Consider the following 17,979-nt stretch of genomic DNA (forward strand, 5'->3'; position numbering starts at 1 on the left):
TGAAGAATACGCCCATTCTCCTGTTCCTTGAGCAAATCCCATGCTTGTCACTTCAGATCGCCTGACTTACTGCAAACTCGCCGCCGTCACCATGATCTGGGGCGGCACCTTTGTCGCCGGGCGCTACCTGGCCGATCAGATCAGCCCGCTGCTGGCCGCCAGCCTGCGGTTTATCCTGGCCAGCCTGGCGCTGTTGCTGTTCATGACGGTGGCCCGTATCCGTCTGGTACGTCCGAGCGTGCCCCAGCTGTTGCAACTGATGGTGCTGGGCTTTTTCGGGATTTTTTTCTACAACCTGTGCTTCTTCTACGGGTTGCAGTACATCAACGCGTCACGGGCCTCGTTGATCGTGGCGCTGAACCCGGCGGTGATTGGCCTGGCCTCCTGGTGGCTGTTCAAGGAACGCCTGAGCCGCGCCAAGGTGTTCGGGATCGCGTTGTGCCTGGCAGGCGCCGCCACGGTGATCATCAGTCGCAACCCGCAATTGCTGGCCACCCCAGGCAGCTGGCTGGGCGATCTGTTGATTGTTGGCTGCGTGCTGGCGTGGGGTATTTATTCGTTGTGTTCGCGAGGGTTGAACGCAAGCCTGGGCCCATTGCAGACCGTGACCTGGTCGGTGTTGCTGGGCACCCTGATGTTGACGGCCGCTACGACGCTCACCGGTAGCGTCACGCTGCAAGCGCTTGCCGGCATCGGCCTGCCGCAAGTACTGAGCCTGTTGTACCTCGGGGTGCTGGGCTCGGCATTGGCCTATATCGGCTACTACGACGGGATCCGTCGTATCGGCGCGACGCGCTCCGGCGTGTTTATCGCCCTTAACCCACTGACGGCGGTGATCTGCGGCGCCTTGCTGCTGGGCGAACAGTTGACCGCGCCGATGTTGCTCGGCGGCGCGATCATTCTGCTGGGGATTTTCCTCTGTAACAAACCCCTTGCACGGGCCAGGGCAATGGGGATTTGATAAGAGTACGGACAAACATGGTTACGCTGTGTAGAATCGATTTACGCATACAAGAATATGGACTTGCGCTCACGCAAGCCTAAGCCGTCAGAGACTGATGACACCATGAAGCGACACGGCTCCCCCCTCATCTTTGGTGACTTCCTCGCCCGCAGCGTGCGAGGCTTGTCCTGCGCGCCTCCCTTACCTCTCATCCTTGCTTGCAAATAATCAATTGCTATCCACAAGAATGATGAGGGACCGGCCATGACCGACCAATACGAAAATCCAATGGGCTTGATGGGCTTTGAATTCATCGAGTTCGCATCGCCGACCCCGGGCACCCTGGAACCGATCTTCGAGATCATGGGGTTCAGCAAGGTTGCGACCCACCGTTCCAAGAACGTGCACCTGTACCGCCAGGGCGAGATCAACCTGATCCTCAACAACGAGCCCAACAGCATCGCCTCCTATTTTGCGGCCGAGCATGGCCCATCGGTGTGCGGCATGGCGTTTCGCGTCAAGGACTCGCAGCAAGCCTACAACCGTGCGCTGGAACTGGGCGCGCAACCGATCCATATCGAAACCGGCCCGATGGAATTGAACCTGCCGGCGATCAAAGGCATCGGCGGCGCGCCGCTGTACCTGATCGACCGTTTCGGCGAAGGCAGCTCGATCTATGACATAGACTTCGTCTTCCTCGACGGTGTGGATCGTAACCCGCAAGGCGCGGGCCTCAAGGTGATCGATCACCTGACTCACAACGTGTATCGCGGGCGCATGGTTTATTGGGCCAACTTCTACGAGAAGCTGTTCAACTTCCGGGAAGCGCGCTACTTCGATATCAAGGGCGAATACACCGGCCTGACCTCCAAGGCCATGAGCGCGCCGGACGGCATGATCCGTATCCCGCTCAACGAGGAATCGTCCAAGGGCGCAGGGCAGATCGAAGAGTTCCTGATGCAGTTCAACGGTGAAGGCATCCAGCACGTGGCCTTCCTCACCGACGACCTGATCAAGACCTGGGATGCGCTGAAGAAGATCGGCATGCGCTTCATGACCGCGCCGCCGGACACCTACTACGAAATGCTCGAAGGTCGCCTGCCGAACCACGGCGAGCCGGTGGATCAGCTGCAGGCGCGCGGCATCCTGTTGGACGGTTCGTCCATCGAAGGCGACAAGCGCCTGCTGCTGCAGATATTCTCGGAAACCCTGATGGGCCCGGTATTCTTCGAGTTCATCCAGCGCAAAGGCGATGATGGCTTTGGCGAGGGCAACTTCAAGGCGTTGTTCGAGTCCATCGAGCGGGACCAGGTACGTCGTGGTGTGCTGACCACCGACTAAGGCTGAAAAAAAGCCCGGCCGAGGACAACCCCGGCCGGGCTTTTTATTGTCTGGGCATCAGGCTCGCTGCTGGCGCAGCAAGTGCTTGAACCCTTCGAACACCAGCACCATCACGGCGATCCAGATCGGAATGTAGGTCAGCCATTGCCCCGGTTTGACCCCTTCACCCAGCAGCAGGGCAACGACCAGCAGCAACACCGGTTCGACGTAACTGAGCAGCCCGAACAGGCTGAACGCCAGCAAACGGCTGGCGATGATATAGCTCACCAAGGCCGAGGCACTGATCAGGCCCAGCAAGGGGATCAACGCATACAGCTTGGGGTGCGCATCCATCACTGCAAAACCTTGTTCACCGCTTTGCACAAACCACCAGGCCACCGGCAGCATCAGCGCCATATCCAGCCACAGACCGCCCAAGTGGTCGGTCTTGAGGTATTTGCGCAGGATGAAATACAGCGGGTAACCAATGATCACCACCAGCGTCGCCCAGGAAAATCCGCCGGCCTGGTACAGCTCGTTAAGCACGCCGAGGCCAGCAAAAAATACCGCGATTTTTTGCAGGTAGGAAAGCTGTTCGCCCCACACCAGGCGACCGGTCAGCACCATGGTCAGCGGCAGCAGGAAGTAACCCACCGACACATCCAGGCTGCGCCCGTTCAGCGGCGCCCACATGAACAGCCACAATTGCAGGCCAAGCAGCGTCGACGACAGCATCACACCGGCAATCCATCGAGGCTTGGCCGCCAGCACGCGCAGCAAGTCGCGCACTCGCCGCCATTCGCCGCTGACGATCATGAACACCGTCATGCAAGGCACGGTCAGCAGCATGCGCCAGCCGAAAATCTCCAGGCCGCTCAACGGCGTGAGAAGCGACGTGAAGTAATACATGACGGCAAACAACACCGAGGCCGATACCGATAACACAACACCTTTAGACACGCTGTCCTCGCGAAAGCCGATTTGAAATAAACAAAGAGAATCGAGAAGCGGATTATGGTGCTTTTAACGGCAGAGGGTGCGCCGTTTTGGGGCGGAAGACGGAAAATGACTCAAAATGGTCGGTTTACGCAGCTGGAATGTGGGAGCTGTCGACCCCCACAGGCTTCCAGATCCGCCCGAGAGGCTGCTTACGCGCGCACCGCGCGGCCCGAAACAAAGTGGCTCACATCATTGAACCCCGGCGTGGACGAATGCCCCGGCGTGACCAACGAATCGATAAACGCTTCATCCTCTGCCGTGATCTTCACATCCAGCGCACCGGTGTAGGCATCCCACTGCGCTTCGGTGCGCGGCCCGACAATCGCCGAACTCACTGCTGCGTTGTTCAGCACCCAGGCTATCGCAAACTCCACGATGCCTACGCCGCGGCCCTGGGTGTATTGCTGGATCTGCTGGGCGATGCGCAGCGACTCCACGCGCCATTCGGTTTCCAGGATGCGTTTGTCCTGGCGTGCGGCGCGGCTGCCAGGCTCGGGGGTGACATCCGGCGCATATTTGCCGCTCAGCACGCCCCTGGCCAGCGGGCTATAGGGCACCACGCCCAAGCCATAGGCCGCCGCGGCGGTGATTTGTTCCACCTCGGCCTGGCGGTTGACGATGTTGTACAGCGGCTGGCTGATCACCGGTCTGTCCACGCCCAGGCGCTCGGCCACGCGAATCACTTCAGCAATGCGCCAGCCGCGATAGTTGGACAGGCCCCAGTAGCGGATCTTGCCCTGGCGAATCAGGTCGCCAATCGCCGATACAGTCACTTCCAGTGGCGTGGCGTGGTCTTCGCGGTGCAGGTAGTAGATGTCCAGGTAGTCGGTGTCGAGACGGGTCAGGCTGGCTTCCAGCGCATTGAAGATCCGCTTGCGGCTCAGGCCGCTGCGGTTGGGCAACCCGTCCGGCGGGCCGAAACCGACCTTGGACGCCACCACCCAATCCTGGCGCTGGCGGGCAATGGCTTCGCCGACCAGTTCTTCGGAGCGGCCGCCGGTATACACGTCCGCCGTATCGATAAAATTGATGCCCTGGTCCCAGGCCTTGTCGATGATGCGCAGCGAGTCCTCGGTGTTGGTCTGTTCGCCAAACATCATGCTGCCCAGGGTCAAGGCGCTGACCTTCAAGCCGGACTGGCCCAATGTGCGGTAAATCATGCAAAGCTCCTCAATTCTGGGAAACGTGACTCGATGCAATACCAGACTCAGAGGCTCTGCAACAAGCCCTTGGGGCATTTCTTCATGGGTTGAGCAATGCCTGGCAGCGCACTTGTAGAAATCGGTGCAGCATTTTCACCCGCTCCGATACTTGCAGGCGGTGCGGGCACATCAGGTTGAACGGGGTAGGTTCGCCTTGCCAGTCAGGCAACAGTTGCACCAGGCGGCCGGCCTTGAGATCCCGGGCGATATCCAGGTGGGCCTTATACGCAATGCCGTGGCCGGCCAGGGCCCAACGCCGTACGATTTCACCGTCATCGCTCAAGTAGTCGCCCGTCACTTCGACCTCTTGCAGGTCGCTGCCCTGGCGAAAGAACCACGTACTGTTGGCGCGACCCTGGCGCATGTAGCGCAGCGTATTGTGCTGTGCCAGCTGCGCCCGGCGTGGTGGGGGTGCCATGGCGAAAGAGGTAGTCGGGGCTGGCACAGGCAATGCGCTGGTGGCCCGGCACCACCGGCAGAGCCACCAGGCTCGAATCCGGGGTACGCCGAAGCGCAGGGCGATGTCGACGGTGTCGCGGAACAGGTCGGCATTGCTGTCGTTAAGCAACAATTGCAGCCGGATATTCGGGTGTTCCTGCTTGAATTCATCCAGCCAGCCAAGCACCACATTGCGCCCGAAGTCCGAGGGCGCGGCCAGTTGCAGCAAGCCGGTCAAGCCCTGGCCTTGCTGCTTGAGCGCCTGCTCACCTTCGGACAGGGCCGCCAGCGCCACACGCACGCTGTCGAGGTAGCGCTTGCCTTCTTCGGTCAGGCGCATGCTGCGGGTGGAGCGCGCCAGCAGGCGAATATCCAATCGGGTTTCCAGGCGCTTGAGGGCGATGCTCGCCGCCGCCGGCGTCAACCCAAGGCCGCGCGCGGCAGCCGACAGACTGCCGGTGTCGGCGGTGCGCACAAAGACTTCAAGGTCGAGGATCGAGCTCATTTGTAAAAATCCTTTAAAGATCTTGTCGTTTTACCGGGATTTTTCGCCAATTACCAAGCTGGGAAGATGAACGCTCACTTTCTCATCCAGGACATTTCCCCATGACTTCTTCCCTCAGCGGTAAAACCGTCATCGTGATCGGCGGCAGCAGCGGTATTGGCGCGGCGGTGGCCAAGGCGGCCGCGGTGCGCGGCGCACAGGTGGTGCTGGCCGGGCGGCGCTTGTCGTCCAGTACCGACAACGGCGTGCGCAGCGAGCCGGTGGATGTCACCGACGTGCTATCCCTGCAACATCTGTTCGAAAAGGTCGGGCGCTTTGACCATCTGGTGTATACGTCTGGCCCTTCGGTACGTGCCAAACACTTGAGCGAGACCGACCTGGAGGAAGCCCAGGAAAATTTCAATGTGAAACTCTGGGGAGCATTGCGCGCGATCCAACTGGCCCTGCCATTTCTGGATGAGCGCGGCAGCATCAGCCTGACCTCCGGGCAACTGGGGCGTAAATTCGTCCCAGGCCAGTTCATCAAGGTCGGCATCAATGCCGCGACCGAGGCGCTGGGCAAGCAATTGGCCAAAGAGCTGGCGCCGCGTCGCGTCAACGTGATCAGCCCGGGGGTGATCGATACACCGGCGTATGCGGGGTTGGCCGAGGAGCAGCGCCTGGCAATGTTCGCCAAGGCCGGTGGTGCATTGCCGGTTGGCCGGGTCGGGCAGGCAGAGGAAGTGGCAGCGGGGTATGTACTGGCCATGGAGAATGGGTATATGACTGGCGCGGTCATCGATATCGACGGCGGCGGCCTGCTGTAAGCACGGACCAAAATGTGGGAGGGTTCTGCGCCCCTCCCACACGCACCACGTCAGGCCTTGAGGGTCCGCGTCATCCGCAACGCCAGCACACTACCGGCCACAATCACCGCTGCCAGCAGGTAAAGCGCCAGATCCGTGGACCCGGTGGCATCCTTGACGAAGCCGACGATATACGGGCTGAGGAAGCCGGCCATCTGGCCCATGGAATTGATCAGCGCCAGGCCACCGGCCGCCGCGCCTGCGCTGAGCATCGCGGTGGGCACGGGCCAGAACATCGGCAGGCCGGTGAGGGCGCCCATGGTAGCGATAGTCAGGCCGAGGATTGCCAGGGCCGGGGTGGTGGCGAAATTCACCGCAATCACCAGGCCGACGGCTCCCATCAACATCGGCACCACCAAGTGCCAGCGACGCTCCTTGCGCAAATCGGCGGAACGCCCCACCAGCAACATGAACACCGCCGCCAACAAGTAAGGGATCGCACTGAGCCAGCCGATCACCAGGTTATCGCTGAAGCCCAGGTTCTTGATGATCGACGGCAACCAGAAATTGATCGCGTACACACCGCTCTGGATACAGAAGTAGATCAGGCCAAAGGCCCAGATGGCCGGGTTCTTGAACACCTCAACCAGAGAGTCGGTGGTGGTCTTGGGTTTGTTGGCCAGGTCGGTAGCCTGGTCGGCTTCCAGCACCGCGCGCTCGTGGGGCGTGAGCCACTTGGCGTTGGCGAAGCTGTCACTGAGCAGGAAGTAGGCGAGGGCGCCGAGGATCACGGTCGGGATGCCTTGCAGCAGGAACATCCACTGCCAGCCCGCCAGGCCACCTTGGCCTGCGGCGAAGTGGTTGAGGATCCAGCCGGAAAACGGGCTGCCGAGCAAACCCGACACCGGGATCGCCGACATGAACAGCGCCATGATCCGCCCACGGCGGAACGTCGGGAACCACTGCGACAGATAAAGCACCACACCGGGGAAGAAGCCTGCCTCGGCGGCGCCGGTCAGCAGGCGCAAGGCGTAGAAATGCGTCGGGGTGGTCGCGAACAGCAGGCATGTGGACAGGGTGCCCCACACAATCATCATCAACGCAATCCAACGCCGTGGACCGAACCTGGTCAGCGCCAGGTTGCTTGGCACGCCACACAGCACGTAGCCGATAAAGAAAATCCCGGCACCCAGGCCGTACACGGTTTCGCTGAATTTCAGTGCATCGAGCATCTGCAACTTGGCAAAGCCAACGTTGACCCGGTCGAGGTAGTTGAACAGATAGCAGATGAAAATGAACGGGATCAGGCGCAGGGTAATGCGCTTGTAGATGGCGTTTTTATCGTCATCGGTGGCCAGTGTGGCAGCGGCGCTCTGGGACATGGGACTCTCTCTTTATTATGATTTTTCGCGATGCGCGGGTAACGTTGATCGCCCTATGAGTCTCGGCCACGCAACGCTGGGCTGTCTTTGTGCTCGCGCACAGGCAAGCCGGGTTTGCGCTGTGCCGATGAACAACCCTGTTTTCAGTTTTTTTTGAGGAAGTGGCCCCATGTTCGAGCTGGATCATGACCTGGCGCAGGATATCGTCGATCGGACCATGGCGATTTTGCCCTACAACGTCAACGTCATGGACAGTCAGGGGCTGATCCTGGGCAGCGGTGAAGCCGAGCGGATCAACACCCGCCATGAAGGCGCGCAACTGGTGCTCGCCAATGGCCGCGTGGTGGAAATCGACGGCCACACCGCCAGGCATCTCAAGGGGGTGCAGCCGGGCATCAACCTGCCGCTGATGCACGACCAGCGCCTGATTGGCGTACTTGGCCTCACTGGCGAGCCGGAACAGTTGCGCACGTACGCCGAACTGGTGCGCATGACCGCCGAAATGCTGGTCAGCCATCGTCATCAACAAGCCGAACAGCAATGGCGACGCCAGCGTTGTGACGACCTGCTGGCATTATTGCTGGCCGAAACCGGCGATTCACCGCGCCTGGTCGATGAGGCCCGGCAGATGGGACTCAAGCCGCAACTGGCGCGCACGCCATACCTGTTCGAACTGGGCGCCGGCCAATCGGCGCAAGCATTGAGCGCCTGGCTGGCCGCGCGTTACCCGGACAGTTGGTGCGTGAGTTCGGCGCAGTTTTCGCTGTTGTGGTGCCGACCTGCGGCCGTTCAGGTGGACAATCCCCGGCTGCTGGAAAAACTCGAAGGCCAGGGCTGGAACATCCTTCGCGTGGCCGTCGGTGGCCCGGCCGACGGGCTGGCCGGGCTGCGCCGCTGCTATCGCCGTGTCGGCGATCTGCTCGCCTACGGTCGCGACGTGCTGCCGCATTCACGCCTGCTCACGCTCAACCGTTACCGCCTGCCGGTGATGCTCTGGCGCCATCGCAACGACGATGCTCTCGATGAGCTGCTCGGCCCGTTGCGTAAAGTGTTGGCCAAGGACAGCAACGGTCAACTGCTGGCCACCCTGCGCCGTTGGTGCGAGCACGACGGCCAAAGCCAGGCCTGCGCCGATGCCTTGGGTATTCACCGCAACAGCCTGCGCTACCGCATGGAACGCATCGCCGAACTCAGCGGCGTCGATCCGCTGACCCTGGACGGCATGCTCGCGTTGTATCTCGGCGTGCAGTTGCTGCCCCAGTCTTTGTCGGAATGAACAACAAACCTCAGCCGCACTTGTGCATCGGACCGGCGTCAATTCCGGTGCCAGCTGGCAGCATGGGCGTCATAAAAACCGGAGAAAGCCCATGAAAATCATCATCGCCCCCGACTCGTTCAAGGACAGCCTGAGTGCCGAAGGCGTCGCCCGGGCCATCGCCCACGGGTTGGCCCAGGTCTGGCCGGATGCGCAGTTGATCCAGTGTCCGATGGCGGACGGTGGTGAAGGGACGGTCGATTCGGTGCTCGCCGCTTGCCACGGCGAACTGCGCCGCCAAACAGTGCACGGACCGCTGGGGACCAAGGTTGATGCGCGCTGGGGCTGGCTGGCGCACAGCCACACGGCCATCATCGAAATGGCTGAAGCCAGCGGTCTGCAACTGGTACCGCCCGGTCAGCGCAATGCCTGCACCACCAGCACCTTTGGCACCGGCGAACTGATCCGCGCGGCGCTGGATGCCGGTGCCCGCCGCATCATCCTGGCGATTGGCGGCAGCGCCACCAACGACGGCGGGGCCGGGGCGATGCTGGCGTTGGGGGTGCAATTGTTCGACGCCCAGGAGCGAGCGCTTGCCCCTGGCGGTCTGGCCTTGTCGCGCCTGGCTCGTCTAAGCCTCGAACACCTCGATCCACGCTTGGCCGAGGTGCGCTTTGAAATCGCCGCCGACGTGAATAACCCTCTGTGCGGTCCCCAGGGCGCATCGGCGATTTTCGGCCCGCAAAAAGGCGCCGCCCCTGAGCAGGTCCACCAACTTGACGCTGCCCTCGGCCACTTCGCCGACCACTGCGCTCGTGTGTTGCCCAGCGATGTACGCGACGAACCCGGCAGCGGCGCGGCGGGCGGCCTGGGCTTCGCCGCCAAAGCCTTCCTGGGGGCGCAGTTCCGTGCGGGTGTGGAGGTCGTGGCTGAGTTGGTCGGCCTTGATCAAGCCGTGCGCGGCGCCGACCTTGTGATTACCGGCGAAGGCCGCTTCGACGCCCAGACCCTGCGCGGCAAAACGCCCTTCGGTGTGGCGCGCATCGCCCGGCAACATGGCGTGCCGGTGATCGTGATCGCAGGCACCCTGGGCGATGGTTACGAGCAGATGTACGCCCATGGCGTCGACGCTGCATTCGCGTTGCCTTCCGGGCCGACCAGCCTGGAACAGGCCTGTGCTGAAGCGCCGCGCTTGCTAAGTGAGCGGGCGGCGGATATTGCGCGGGTGTGGCGGGTGGCGGCCAAGCGCTGACGCACCTGTCAGAACATGGGACAATCCGCACCTTTTCGACACGGAGAGTCCCCATGCTGCGCCCCGTACTCCTGGCCCTGCTGCTGAGCGGCACTGCCACCCTCGTTCAAGCCAAGCCCGAAACCGTACCGCTGCTGCGGGAAATCAAGGAATGGGTGATCGGTTGCGACAACCTGCGCAATTGCCATGCCCTCAGCGCGCCCAGTGGGGTCGACGAAGAGGACTACAGTTCCCTCACATTGCACATCTGGCATCAGGCCGGGGCCGAGGGCTACCTGCGCTTGCGCTTGGACCATCGTGGCGAAGCGCTGGACCTGGCCACCTTGCGATTGGACGGTCAGGCGCTGGGCCTGGAGTTGATTCGGGACCTGCACGTCGAATTGGACGATGAGGGTGGCGATCCCGAGGTGCGGTCCTACGGTGTGATCGAGGAGGCCGCGGTCCGCCGTTGGTTGCAGGCCTTGCGCGATGGCAAGCGTCTGGAGCTGCCGGGTGACAAGGACGCCCATGTGTCGTTGAGCGGGCTGAGCGCTTCGCTGCTGTTGATGGATGCGGTGCAGGGGCGGGTGGATAACGTCACCGCCCTGGCCGGCCGGGTAAAGGCGCGGCCAGTGCCGTACCGGCGCGTTTGCAGGCGCCGGCGCTGCATAAATTCCCGCTGGCACCGGCGTTGACTGCGCAGGAACAGGCCGGCCTGGTAGCGGCTGCGTTGCGCCCCATCACGCCTGAAGTTAACGGCACGGGGAGCGAGCCTGAGGCCAGCGCCGGCGCCCTGACGGCGCAGCAGGCAATGACCGTGGTGCGTTATGACTGTGCGGCGTACAACTGTGAGTACGACGTGGTCAGCCGCCAGCGCCAGGCGCCGTATGCCGAAACAACCCTGCAACTTGAGCCCTTGCCACTGGAGGACGCGGCGCTGCAAGGCTCGGTCGGGTATGACCCGGCCACGGGCACCTTGAGCTATTTCTACAAACAACGCGGGATCGGCGATTGTGGCGGCGGCGGTGCGTGGGTGTTTGACGGCAAGGCGTTCCAGCTCAGCGAATTCAAGAGGATGCCGCGTTGCACCGGGGTGGCCTACGGGGATTGGCCGTCTTTGTGGTCGACCGCTCCCGCGCCCTAGCCATCAAGCGGCGAGGGCCCCTACACTGGCCGGCCATGTGTTATTCAAAGGATGAAGCACCATGTACACGCCTGAACCCCATATCGTCATCCAGCGCTTTACCGAGGCCCATCTTGAAGGCGTCGCGGCGCTTTATAACGAACCGGCCGTCTGCCGTCAGGTGCTGCAGATGCCTTTCCAATCGGTGGAGGCGTGGCGCAAGAAACTGGTGATGGACGATGAGCGGCGCCTGCAACTGGTGGCCGTGCATGGCGGCGAGGTCATTGGTCAACTCGGCCTGCAACAGTACCTGCGCGTGCGCCAGGCCCATGTCGGTTCGTTCGGCATGGGCGTGGCCACGGCCTGGCAAGGCAAGGGGGTAGGCTCGCGCCTGTTGACGGCCGCGCTGGACGTGGCCGACAACTGGATGAACTTGCACCGTGTGGAGTTGACGGTGTACATCGACAACGAAGCGGCGCAACGCCTGTACCGTAAATTCGGGTTCGAGGTGGAAGGTGTGCTGCGTGATAGCGCCCTGCGTGACGGGGTGTTTGTCGACACCGTCAGCATGGCGCGCCTGCGCACGCGCGCTTAGTCCCGCAAGGCAAACGCCACCGCAGCCTGCGCATGCAGCTCGGTGGTGTCCAGCAGCGGCAACTCGCTGTGTTCGGGCTTGATCAACAGGCCGATTTCCGTGCAACCGAGGATAATCGCCTGAGCGCCGCGCGCGGCCAGGGATTCGATGACCCGTTGGTAAGTCCGGCGTGAAGTGTCGCTGATGACGCCGACGCACAACTCCTCATAGATGATGCGATGCACCTCCTTGCGTTCATCCGCGTCCGGTACCAACACTGTCAGGCCGTGGCCGGCCAGCCGGGACTTGAGAAAGTCCTGCTCCATGGTGAAGGCAGTGCCGAGCAAACCCACCGTCAACGTCCCGACCTCCACGGCGGCCAATGCCGCTGCGTCGGCGATATGCAGGAACGGAATCGACACTGCCGCTTCGATATGGGGCGCCAACTTATGCATGGTGTTGGTACACAGCACCACGCACTCTGCACCGCCGGCCTGCAGGCGGCGCGCGGCATCTTCAAGGATCAGCGCCGTATCATCCCAGCGTCCGGCGTGTTGGGCCTGTTCCACCGGGCCGAAGTCCACGCTGTACATCAACAGTTGCGCCGAGCGCAGCGGGCCGAGCTGCTCGCGCACGCACTGGTTGATGATGCGGTAATACTCGGCGCTGGACTCCCAGCTCATGCCGCCGATAAGGCCGATGGTACGCATGTGACGTTCCTTACAGAGGATGTGGTTTCACCTTACCCACTGGCCGGGCATTAGTCATACGCAGTTGGCGGCCAAATGACCGGTGCAGTTTTAAGCCATACGGTGCAGCGCAGCATCTGCCATGATCAAGGCTCGCAACCTGGCTGACCAAGGAATGCCGCAATGGACGATGTACAGCAACTGGGTGAGATGCTTCGCCATTACGCCGACAGCGAAGCGCATAAAAAGCAGCAATTCGACGTGCAGTCGGCCCGCTGGGCACAGAAACTCAATGAGTTGTTCGCGCAGATCGAGCAGTGGTTGGCGCCGGTAAAAACCGTTGGCTTGCTGGACGTCGAGCGTGAAGCCTACGTGGCCAGCGGCCCGAGTGTGCCGGTGGAAACATCGACGTTCAAGACCGAGAAACTGACCGTGCACATTACCGGCAAAACCGTGGAATTTGTGCCCGATGTGATGGGGGCGGGCGGGCTGATTTGCGTGGCCGTGATGGGGCTGACGGCGGCTCGGCACGGCAGCGTGTCGCTGGTGTTGCCGGCAGATAAAAACGACTGGCAGTGGAAAAAAACCAATGGCCTGAAAGACCCGGACACGTTCGGCTTCGATGCGAACTTCCTGGCGTCGCAGTTGCAGAGCCTGATCCCCCGCGAACGCGGCTGAAGCGTTTATTCAAGCGCAGGCCTATCAAAAGTCCTGCGTCAGGTAAGGTGTAATTCCCAGGATTGTCTATACCTAGATCTCATTCTAACGATGATGACCGCCAGGGAGTTCAATGATGAAGCCAAGGCTAATGATCAGCACGCTGTGCATTGCTTCAATCGGCATGGCGGGCTGCGCCAGCAAGATCACGCCACCGGATGAATATTCAGGATTTCTGTCCGACTACAGCCAATTGAAGGAAGCCAAGTCGCCGTCGGGCGCTGCAGTGATGCGCTGGGTCGATCCGAAACTGGACCTGAGCCGTTACACCGCGGTGTATATCGAACCCACTCAGTTCTATCCCAAGCCCCAGGCCACGGCGAAAATTCCGGACACTACCCTCAACGGCATCAACCGCTATTTCAACCAGGCGCTCCAGCGTGAACTGGCCAAGTCATTGCCCTTGGCCAACGGTCCTGGCCCTGGCGTGATCGTGGTCCGTGCGGCAATCACCGCGGTCAGCAGCAAGACCGAAGGCCTCAAGCCTTATGAGTTCGTTCCAGTGGCGTTAGTCGCGGCTGCGGTGAGTACCGGCGCGGGTATTCGTGACCAGGAAACTACGTTGGGCACCGAGGCGCAGTTCCTCGATGGCGCCAACGGCAAGGTCCTTGCGCAGGTGGTACGCAAAGGCACCGGCAAGCCGCTGGCCAACGACTCGCAGGTGATGAAGGCCGACGACATGAAAAGCGTGATTGATGGCTGGGCGTCCGACCTGCATCAGTCCTATCTGAAGCTCAAGAAACACTAGAACGCATTGCGCGCAGGGCGGTTGTAGTAGCTTAGAAGGGCGTCGTAGCGACGGGTGACGAGGTAGTAATCCTCACTCAGTTGCTGCGGCGTGGCGCGTTCGAGCCAGTCTTGTCGAAGGGTGGTCAACGCCGCGAGGTAAGCCTGCGCCGCCGGAGTCATCGTATACCAGAGGTTCCAGGCTTCCTCATCCCGATTGCTGCTGGGATGCAGGCGTTTGTAGGCATTGCCATCGTCCGCCGCCTTCTGCACGGCTTCGGTCAGGACGGCGACGGTCTGCGGTGTCAGGCTGGCGTCGCGCATATCGTGTTCGATCCTGTCCACGGCCTGACGCGCCACGATCATGTAATTGAGCACGTGCCAATGAAGGTCACGGCCAAAACGTGCCTCGATACGCGCCAACTGTGCGGGGCGCACGTTCAGGTCTTCACGTTCCAGCTGGTCGCGCAGTTCGGTGGACACCGCCAGGTAGGCTTCACCTTTGTCGGCCAGTTGTGCGAGCAGTTGTTTATTCATGGCCTCGGCCACCATCTGCTGAGCGCCCTGAGGCAGGCCTGCTGGCGGCGTTGGCGTGATCATGTCCGCCAGCGAGGTGAATTTCTGCAGCTTGTAGGCATAGACGCTGGCCAGGCCGATCAAGCGGCTGCCGGGTTGCTGGCGCTCCAGTTTCAGGGTGTACAAGGACGAACACACCGACGCTTGGATAATGCGCGGTTCCGGCTCGTTTCTGTCGCCTAAGTTTTCGTGGTCGGGCGCAGGCGGCGATGAGGTGTGCAGGCGGTAGTACGCCAAACGGGTGTCCCGATCAACACGGTTCACGCAATCAATGATGGGCGCCAGCGCGCTGGCCGTTGCGGTGGCTGGACTGTCACGTTGGTCCAACCACAATTGCGCGTATTGCAAGGGTTTGGTCGCGCCGGCGGCACCGAGCAGCCCAAGGCCCAGCACCAGGCCGATGGGTAACAGCCATTTCGGATTCATCGCTTGGCCTCCTGGCCGTACCACTGTGCCTGGGTGGCGGGCGCCTGGCATTCGGTCGCACTGCGTGGCATGCGGCTGCACAGGCGCTCGGTCCACTGTTGCAGGCCCTGGTTGCGAGTGACCCGGTGGCTGTCGTCGAGTATCTTCAAGGCGGCGTACAGCGCGACCGCGCTGATCAAGCACAGCGCGGTGCCCAGTACGGCCCAGCGTGGATGCCGGGCGGTCCAGGGCGTATGGCTGTTCATAAACGGCCGCTTGATCCCGCCCGCCAGCGCCAGCGCCACCACCAGGGTCAAGCTGGCAAACGGACCGAACACATAACTCAGCGCACCCGCCAGAACGACCCCCGGTACCAGATCGCGTATCGGCAGCAACGGTAAGTGGGTCGGGCTGATCCAGCGCGGCAACCGCTGGCTGAGCTGCTCATCCAGCACACGATAATGATGAGCCAACGGCCGCCAGCCCTGCCAGGCTGCGCCGGCGCAGATCACGGCACCTATCGACCAGAGAACACCCTGGCCCAGGGTTGGAATGACCATGCCCGCCAGGGGTTCAACCTGCACCAGCGCGCCCACCAGACAACTGAGCACCAGCGCGACGATCCACGGCCAGGTGTCCATGGCGCTGTCCCAGCCCTGCCAGAAATACACCGTGCCGCCGGGCATCGCTTCGGCGACGCTGACGTGATCGGCGTAGATATCGGCGCTGAGTTGTTGGCAGGCCTTCCAGTCCTGCTCGTCGAAGCGCTGCGCGAAGGCACGGCGCTGGCCCAGGCTCATTGGTGCAAACAGTAAACGCGCGGCGCGCTGTTCCGGGCTGTAGGGCGGTTCGGCTGCCAATGCACGTTGGCGTGCGAGAAAGGCCGGCCCTTGCTGGCGTTTCAACAAGAGCGCCCAATCGCCGGCCGGGCAACCGTGGTCCGCGCCGCCGTGCCAGTGCTGCCCGGCACACACCGCTCCGAACACGCTGCTTGACCAGTAATGATGATTGGCAAGCAACCTGGCCAACCATTCATTGAACCACTCGGCATGGGGATGATTATTCACCCAGGGATGCTCATGCCGTGCGGCATAGGCCGCCAGGAACGCGGCGTCGTCTTTCTGCCCAAGGGCCTCATACAGCGGTCGCTGTAATTCGGCGCGGTGCTGGCGCTCCAGGGTGTCGATCAGCGCGCTGGGCAATTCGAGCCGTTGCCAAGCGGTCAGCCAGTTGAATGTCTCAAAGGCCCACCGCGTGTCCTCGGCACTCAGGTCGCCGTCGATGCAGCGCTGCAACAGGTGGATTTCCAAAAACAGCGCGGTGCCGTTGACCATTGCCGCGTCGTATTGCTGCGCCAGGGTTTCGCCGAGGTCCTCGACGAGCACGTCCTCCTCGGGCTCCTGCGGGTTCTGGCTCCACTCCAACGCGGCCTCATAAGCTTCGCGCAGGCGCTGGAAGCCCTCCGGGTCTTCGTCCGGGCGCGTCTTTTTCAACAAGGCCGCGTACTGGCGCTTGATCGTGCGGCTATCGGCATCCGGCGCCAGGCCGAGGATATTCCAGCAATTCATGTGCGATGCAGCTCCCTGACAACGGCCTGGCGTGTAGCGTTATTTAAGGGGTGTCAACGGTGGCAGTTTCCACTGCCCGTTGCCGGCTTCAGGCTTGGGCAGGTAGATGCGCAGTACCGCGTAAAACGGGGCGGGCGGGGCGGGCAGCCAGTTGGCCTGTTCCGCCTTGGGTGGCTCGTGGTGTTGCAGGGCCAGGGTCAGGCCGCCATCGGCATCGCGCTTCAAGCCCGCCAGCATGCGCGAATTGATCGTGTAGCGCTTTTTGTGATTGGGCACCAGTTGCTTGGTCTTGGCGTCGTACAAGGTCAATGACCAGAACGCATCGGCGGGCGGCAGTTGGTCCTTGTCAAAGTGCACGGTGTAGCTATGACGGGCACCGTTGGCCGGTTTGCCTTCACTGTCGTCACGGTAGGTGAACGAGACGGCTTCGTCGGGCGAATTGCCGAAAATCCCCAAGTCGGCGCCGGCGTAGCGGTACAGGTAATTGTTTTGCAGACGGTCGCGGCTGCCGTACAGGTCGCTGCGGGCGACCTGATGGGTGTCGATCTTGTCTTTCTTGAATGCGGCGAATTCGGCTCGCGCATCGGAAATACCGTCCTCCAGCGCTTTGCGTTGCTCGGCCGTCAACTGGTTGAGCTTGAACGGAGCGCCAGGGGCGATGCCGATCTTGGCAAAGTCTGCCAGCAGCGCTTTTTCACTGTCCTGGGGGGCGGCGAACGCCAGCATGAAGTTCAGGTAGCGAAACAGCTGGGGGCCTTCGGTCATGGTCGCCATGGGCTTGGGCCATTCGACCTTGGGTGCCTTGGCCGGCGCGGCCTGCTTCACGTAGCTGCTCAGCGGCTGCACCTTATAGCCGTTCTGGATCTTATTGACCTTGCTCAGGTCTTTCTCGTCAAACAACTGCGTGCGGTACAGGGCATAGGCGATGTTGCTCTCGCTGTAGACCACGCGGTCCACGTCGACCGGCTGCTGGCCCTTCCAGTCGGGGCCGGCGATCATGTAGTGCCCGCCATTGTTACCGGTGCTGCGGGTGCCCAGGTAGGCGATGTTCTGCGTATACAGGTCGACCAACTGCACCGAGTAGTAACGCTCGTCTTCGATCTTGGGCAGCGTCAGCACCAGCGGCTCGCTGCGCAGGTCCATCCACACGAAGGAGTAGGGCGTATCGAGGTTCGGCGTCGCTACGCCGACGTCCTTGGGCGTCAACACCGGGGACGAATGGCCAATGTGGTTGAACGGCGCCTTGAAATGAGCACCGCCTTTATCGACGGCCTGGGTGTAGAGCGTTTTGTACATCTCCACCACCGGATAGCCGTACAGGTAGGCTTGCTTGGCAATGGCCCGGGCTTCGCTCGGAGTTGCCGTGAAGTCGGCCCAGGCGCCGGTGCTCATGAGGATCGAGAGACTCGCCAGCAGCAGGCGCGTGGGTTTTGCAATCATGTTGTTGCATCCTTCGTGAGTGCTTTTTGAAGAAATAGGTTGAGTGGCGTGGCAAAGCGCTGAGTTTCCGGTTTTATTCGCCGCAGGTCACGTAAATCTCT

Annotated in this window: 18 protein-coding genes; 10 read left to right on the forward strand and 8 right to left on the reverse strand. The window is 61.9% G+C overall.

Going from position 1 to position 17,979, the window contains the following annotated elements; translation table 11 throughout:
• Positions 1–40 precede the first annotated feature (40 nt).
• Positions 41–961: a DMT family transporter gene (locus JWR98_RS14700; protein ID WP_078733186.1), complete on the forward strand. Its 921-nt coding sequence runs from the start codon at positions 41–43 to the stop codon at positions 959–961.
• Between the two features lie 246 nt (positions 962–1,207).
• Positions 1,208–2,284 (forward strand): 4-hydroxyphenylpyruvate dioxygenase, encoded by a 1,077-nt coding sequence (hppD, locus tag JWR98_RS14705; protein WP_003173843.1) that lies wholly within the window; start codon positions 1,208–1,210, stop codon positions 2,282–2,284.
• Between the two features lie 57 nt (positions 2,285–2,341).
• On the opposite strand, the gene rarD is transcribed toward hppD, so the two are convergent.
• From rarD to JWR98_RS14720, 3 genes are all read right to left on the reverse strand, one after another.
• Positions 2,342–3,223, reverse strand: a complete 882-nt coding sequence (rarD, locus tag JWR98_RS14710) for an EamA family transporter RarD (RefSeq protein WP_205490410.1) — start codon at positions 3,221–3,223, stop codon at positions 2,342–2,344.
• A gap of 188 nt (positions 3,224–3,411) precedes the next feature.
• A complete protein-coding gene (locus JWR98_RS14715) occupies positions 3,412–4,422 on the reverse strand; it encodes an aldo/keto reductase (protein ID WP_003173845.1) in 1,011 nt (336 codons plus the stop codon).
• An 82-nt stretch (positions 4,423–4,504) separates the two neighbouring features.
• A complete protein-coding gene (locus JWR98_RS14720; protein WP_225908717.1) occupies positions 4,505–5,407 on the reverse strand; it encodes a LysR family transcriptional regulator in 903 nt (300 codons plus the stop codon).
• 101 nt (positions 5,408–5,508) lie between these two features.
• On the opposite strand from JWR98_RS14720, the gene JWR98_RS14725 reads away from it, so the two are divergent.
• Positions 5,509–6,213, forward strand: coding sequence for an SDR family oxidoreductase (locus tag JWR98_RS14725; RefSeq protein ID WP_078733189.1), 705 nt, complete (start codon positions 5,509–5,511; stop codon positions 6,211–6,213).
• Between the two features lie 50 nt (positions 6,214–6,263).
• Here the strand turns inward: JWR98_RS14725 and JWR98_RS14730 are convergent, their stop codons facing one another.
• A complete protein-coding gene (locus JWR98_RS14730; RefSeq protein ID WP_205490412.1) occupies positions 6,264–7,574 on the reverse strand; it encodes an MFS transporter in 1,311 nt (436 codons plus the stop codon).
• Between the two features lie 169 nt (positions 7,575–7,743).
• Here JWR98_RS14730 and JWR98_RS14735 point away from each other — a divergent pair, with 169 nt between their 5' ends.
• The 5 genes from JWR98_RS14735 to JWR98_RS14750 all read left to right on the forward strand — a co-directional run bounded on the left by JWR98_RS14735 (position 7,744) and on the right by JWR98_RS14750 (position 11,778).
• A complete protein-coding gene (locus JWR98_RS14735) occupies positions 7,744–8,850 on the forward strand; it encodes a sugar diacid recognition domain-containing protein (RefSeq protein WP_205490414.1) in 1,107 nt (368 codons plus the stop codon).
• A gap of 91 nt (positions 8,851–8,941) precedes the next feature.
• Positions 8,942–10,081, forward strand: coding sequence for a glycerate kinase (locus JWR98_RS14740; RefSeq protein ID WP_078733192.1), 1,140 nt, complete (start codon positions 8,942–8,944; stop codon positions 10,079–10,081).
• A gap of 53 nt (positions 10,082–10,134) precedes the next feature.
• Complete coding sequence (locus JWR98_RS29970) at positions 10,135–10,755, forward strand: DUF1176 domain-containing protein (protein WP_341869715.1); 621 nt, start codon at positions 10,135–10,137, stop codon at positions 10,753–10,755.
• Positions 10,710–11,204, forward strand: a complete 495-nt coding sequence (locus JWR98_RS29975) for a DUF1176 domain-containing protein (RefSeq protein WP_341869716.1) — start codon at positions 10,710–10,712, stop codon at positions 11,202–11,204. The genes JWR98_RS29970 and JWR98_RS29975 overlap by 46 nt, the downstream gene beginning before the upstream one ends.
• Positions 11,205–11,265: 61 nt before the next feature.
• Positions 11,266–11,778: a GNAT family N-acetyltransferase gene (locus JWR98_RS14750; RefSeq protein WP_205490416.1), complete on the forward strand. Its 513-nt coding sequence runs from the start codon at positions 11,266–11,268 to the stop codon at positions 11,776–11,778.
• Here JWR98_RS14750 and JWR98_RS14755 read toward each other — a convergent pair.
• Positions 11,775–12,467 (reverse strand): aspartate/glutamate racemase family protein, encoded by a 693-nt coding sequence (locus tag JWR98_RS14755; RefSeq protein ID WP_078733195.1) that lies wholly within the window; start codon positions 12,465–12,467, stop codon positions 11,775–11,777. The genes JWR98_RS14750 and JWR98_RS14755 overlap by 4 nt on opposite strands.
• Before the next feature lie 162 nt (positions 12,468–12,629).
• Between JWR98_RS14755 and JWR98_RS14760 the strand changes: the two genes are divergently transcribed.
• Both JWR98_RS14760 and JWR98_RS14765 read left to right on the forward strand, forming a co-directional pair.
• A complete protein-coding gene (locus JWR98_RS14760; protein WP_078824610.1) occupies positions 12,630–13,124 on the forward strand; it encodes a hypothetical protein in 495 nt (164 codons plus the stop codon).
• Between the two features lie 115 nt (positions 13,125–13,239).
• Entirely contained in the window at positions 13,240–13,911 is a 672-nt protein-coding gene (locus tag JWR98_RS14765; protein ID WP_078733197.1) for a DUF3313 domain-containing protein, read from the forward strand.
• On the opposite strand, the gene JWR98_RS14770 is transcribed toward JWR98_RS14765, so the two are convergent.
• The 3 genes from JWR98_RS14770 to JWR98_RS14780 are packed head-to-tail and all read right to left on the reverse strand — an operon-like array spanning position 13,908 to position 17,878.
• A complete protein-coding gene (locus tag JWR98_RS14770; protein WP_205490418.1) occupies positions 13,908–14,891 on the reverse strand; it encodes a DUF3829 domain-containing protein in 984 nt (327 codons plus the stop codon). The two genes, JWR98_RS14765 and JWR98_RS14770, sit on opposite strands and share 4 nt — an antisense overlap.
• Positions 14,888–16,438, reverse strand: a complete 1,551-nt coding sequence (locus JWR98_RS14775; RefSeq protein ID WP_205490420.1) for a J domain-containing protein — start codon at positions 16,436–16,438, stop codon at positions 14,888–14,890. Before JWR98_RS14775 ends, JWR98_RS14770 begins: the two co-directional genes overlap by 4 nt.
• A 39-nt stretch (positions 16,439–16,477) precedes the next feature.
• Positions 16,478–17,878: a DUF1254 domain-containing protein gene (locus tag JWR98_RS14780; RefSeq protein WP_205490422.1), complete on the reverse strand. Its 1,401-nt coding sequence runs from the start codon at positions 17,876–17,878 to the stop codon at positions 16,478–16,480.
• Positions 17,879–17,979 lie beyond the last annotated feature (101 nt).

Origin of the sequence: Pseudomonas lactucae, assembly GCF_016937615.1 — a bacterium.
Taxonomy (GTDB): Bacteria; Pseudomonadota; Gammaproteobacteria; order Pseudomonadales; family Pseudomonadaceae; genus Aquipseudomonas; species Aquipseudomonas lactucae.

Coding starts and splice junctions, on each gene's coding strand:
- JWR98_RS14700 (WP_078733186.1), top strand. CDS start 41: ATGCTTGTCACTTCAGATCGCCTGACTTACTGCAAACTCGCCGCCGTC.
- hppD (WP_003173843.1), top strand. CDS start 1,208: ATGACCGACCAATACGAAAATCCAATGGGCTTGATGGGCTTTGAATTC.
- JWR98_RS14715 (WP_003173845.1), bottom strand. CDS start 4,422: ATGATTTACCGCACATTGGGCCAGTCCGGCTTGAAGGTCAGCGCCTTG.
- JWR98_RS14720 (WP_225908717.1), bottom strand. CDS start 5,407: ATGAGCTCGATCCTCGACCTTGAAGTCTTTGTGCGCACCGCCGACACC.
- JWR98_RS14725 (WP_078733189.1), top strand. CDS start 5,509: ATGACTTCTTCCCTCAGCGGTAAAACCGTCATCGTGATCGGCGGCAGC.
- JWR98_RS14730 (WP_205490412.1), bottom strand. CDS start 7,574: ATGTCCCAGAGCGCCGCTGCCACACTGGCCACCGATGACGATAAAAAC.
- JWR98_RS14735 (WP_205490414.1), top strand. CDS start 7,744: ATGTTCGAGCTGGATCATGACCTGGCGCAGGATATCGTCGATCGGACC.
- JWR98_RS14740 (WP_078733192.1), top strand. CDS start 8,942: ATGAAAATCATCATCGCCCCCGACTCGTTCAAGGACAGCCTGAGTGCC.
- JWR98_RS29970 (WP_341869715.1), top strand. CDS start 10,135: ATGCTGCGCCCCGTACTCCTGGCCCTGCTGCTGAGCGGCACTGCCACC.
- JWR98_RS14750 (WP_205490416.1), top strand. CDS start 11,266: ATGTACACGCCTGAACCCCATATCGTCATCCAGCGCTTTACCGAGGCC.
- JWR98_RS14755 (WP_078733195.1), bottom strand. CDS start 12,467: ATGCGTACCATCGGCCTTATCGGCGGCATGAGCTGGGAGTCCAGCGCC.
- JWR98_RS14760 (WP_078824610.1), top strand. CDS start 12,630: ATGGACGATGTACAGCAACTGGGTGAGATGCTTCGCCATTACGCCGAC.
- JWR98_RS14765 (WP_078733197.1), top strand. CDS start 13,240: ATGAAGCCAAGGCTAATGATCAGCACGCTGTGCATTGCTTCAATCGGC.
- JWR98_RS14770 (WP_205490418.1), bottom strand. CDS start 14,891: ATGAATCCGAAATGGCTGTTACCCATCGGCCTGGTGCTGGGCCTTGGG.
- JWR98_RS14775 (WP_205490420.1), bottom strand. CDS start 16,438: ATGAATTGCTGGAATATCCTCGGCCTGGCGCCGGATGCCGATAGCCGC.
- JWR98_RS14780 (WP_205490422.1), bottom strand. CDS start 17,878: ATGATTGCAAAACCCACGCGCCTGCTGCTGGCGAGTCTCTCGATCCTC.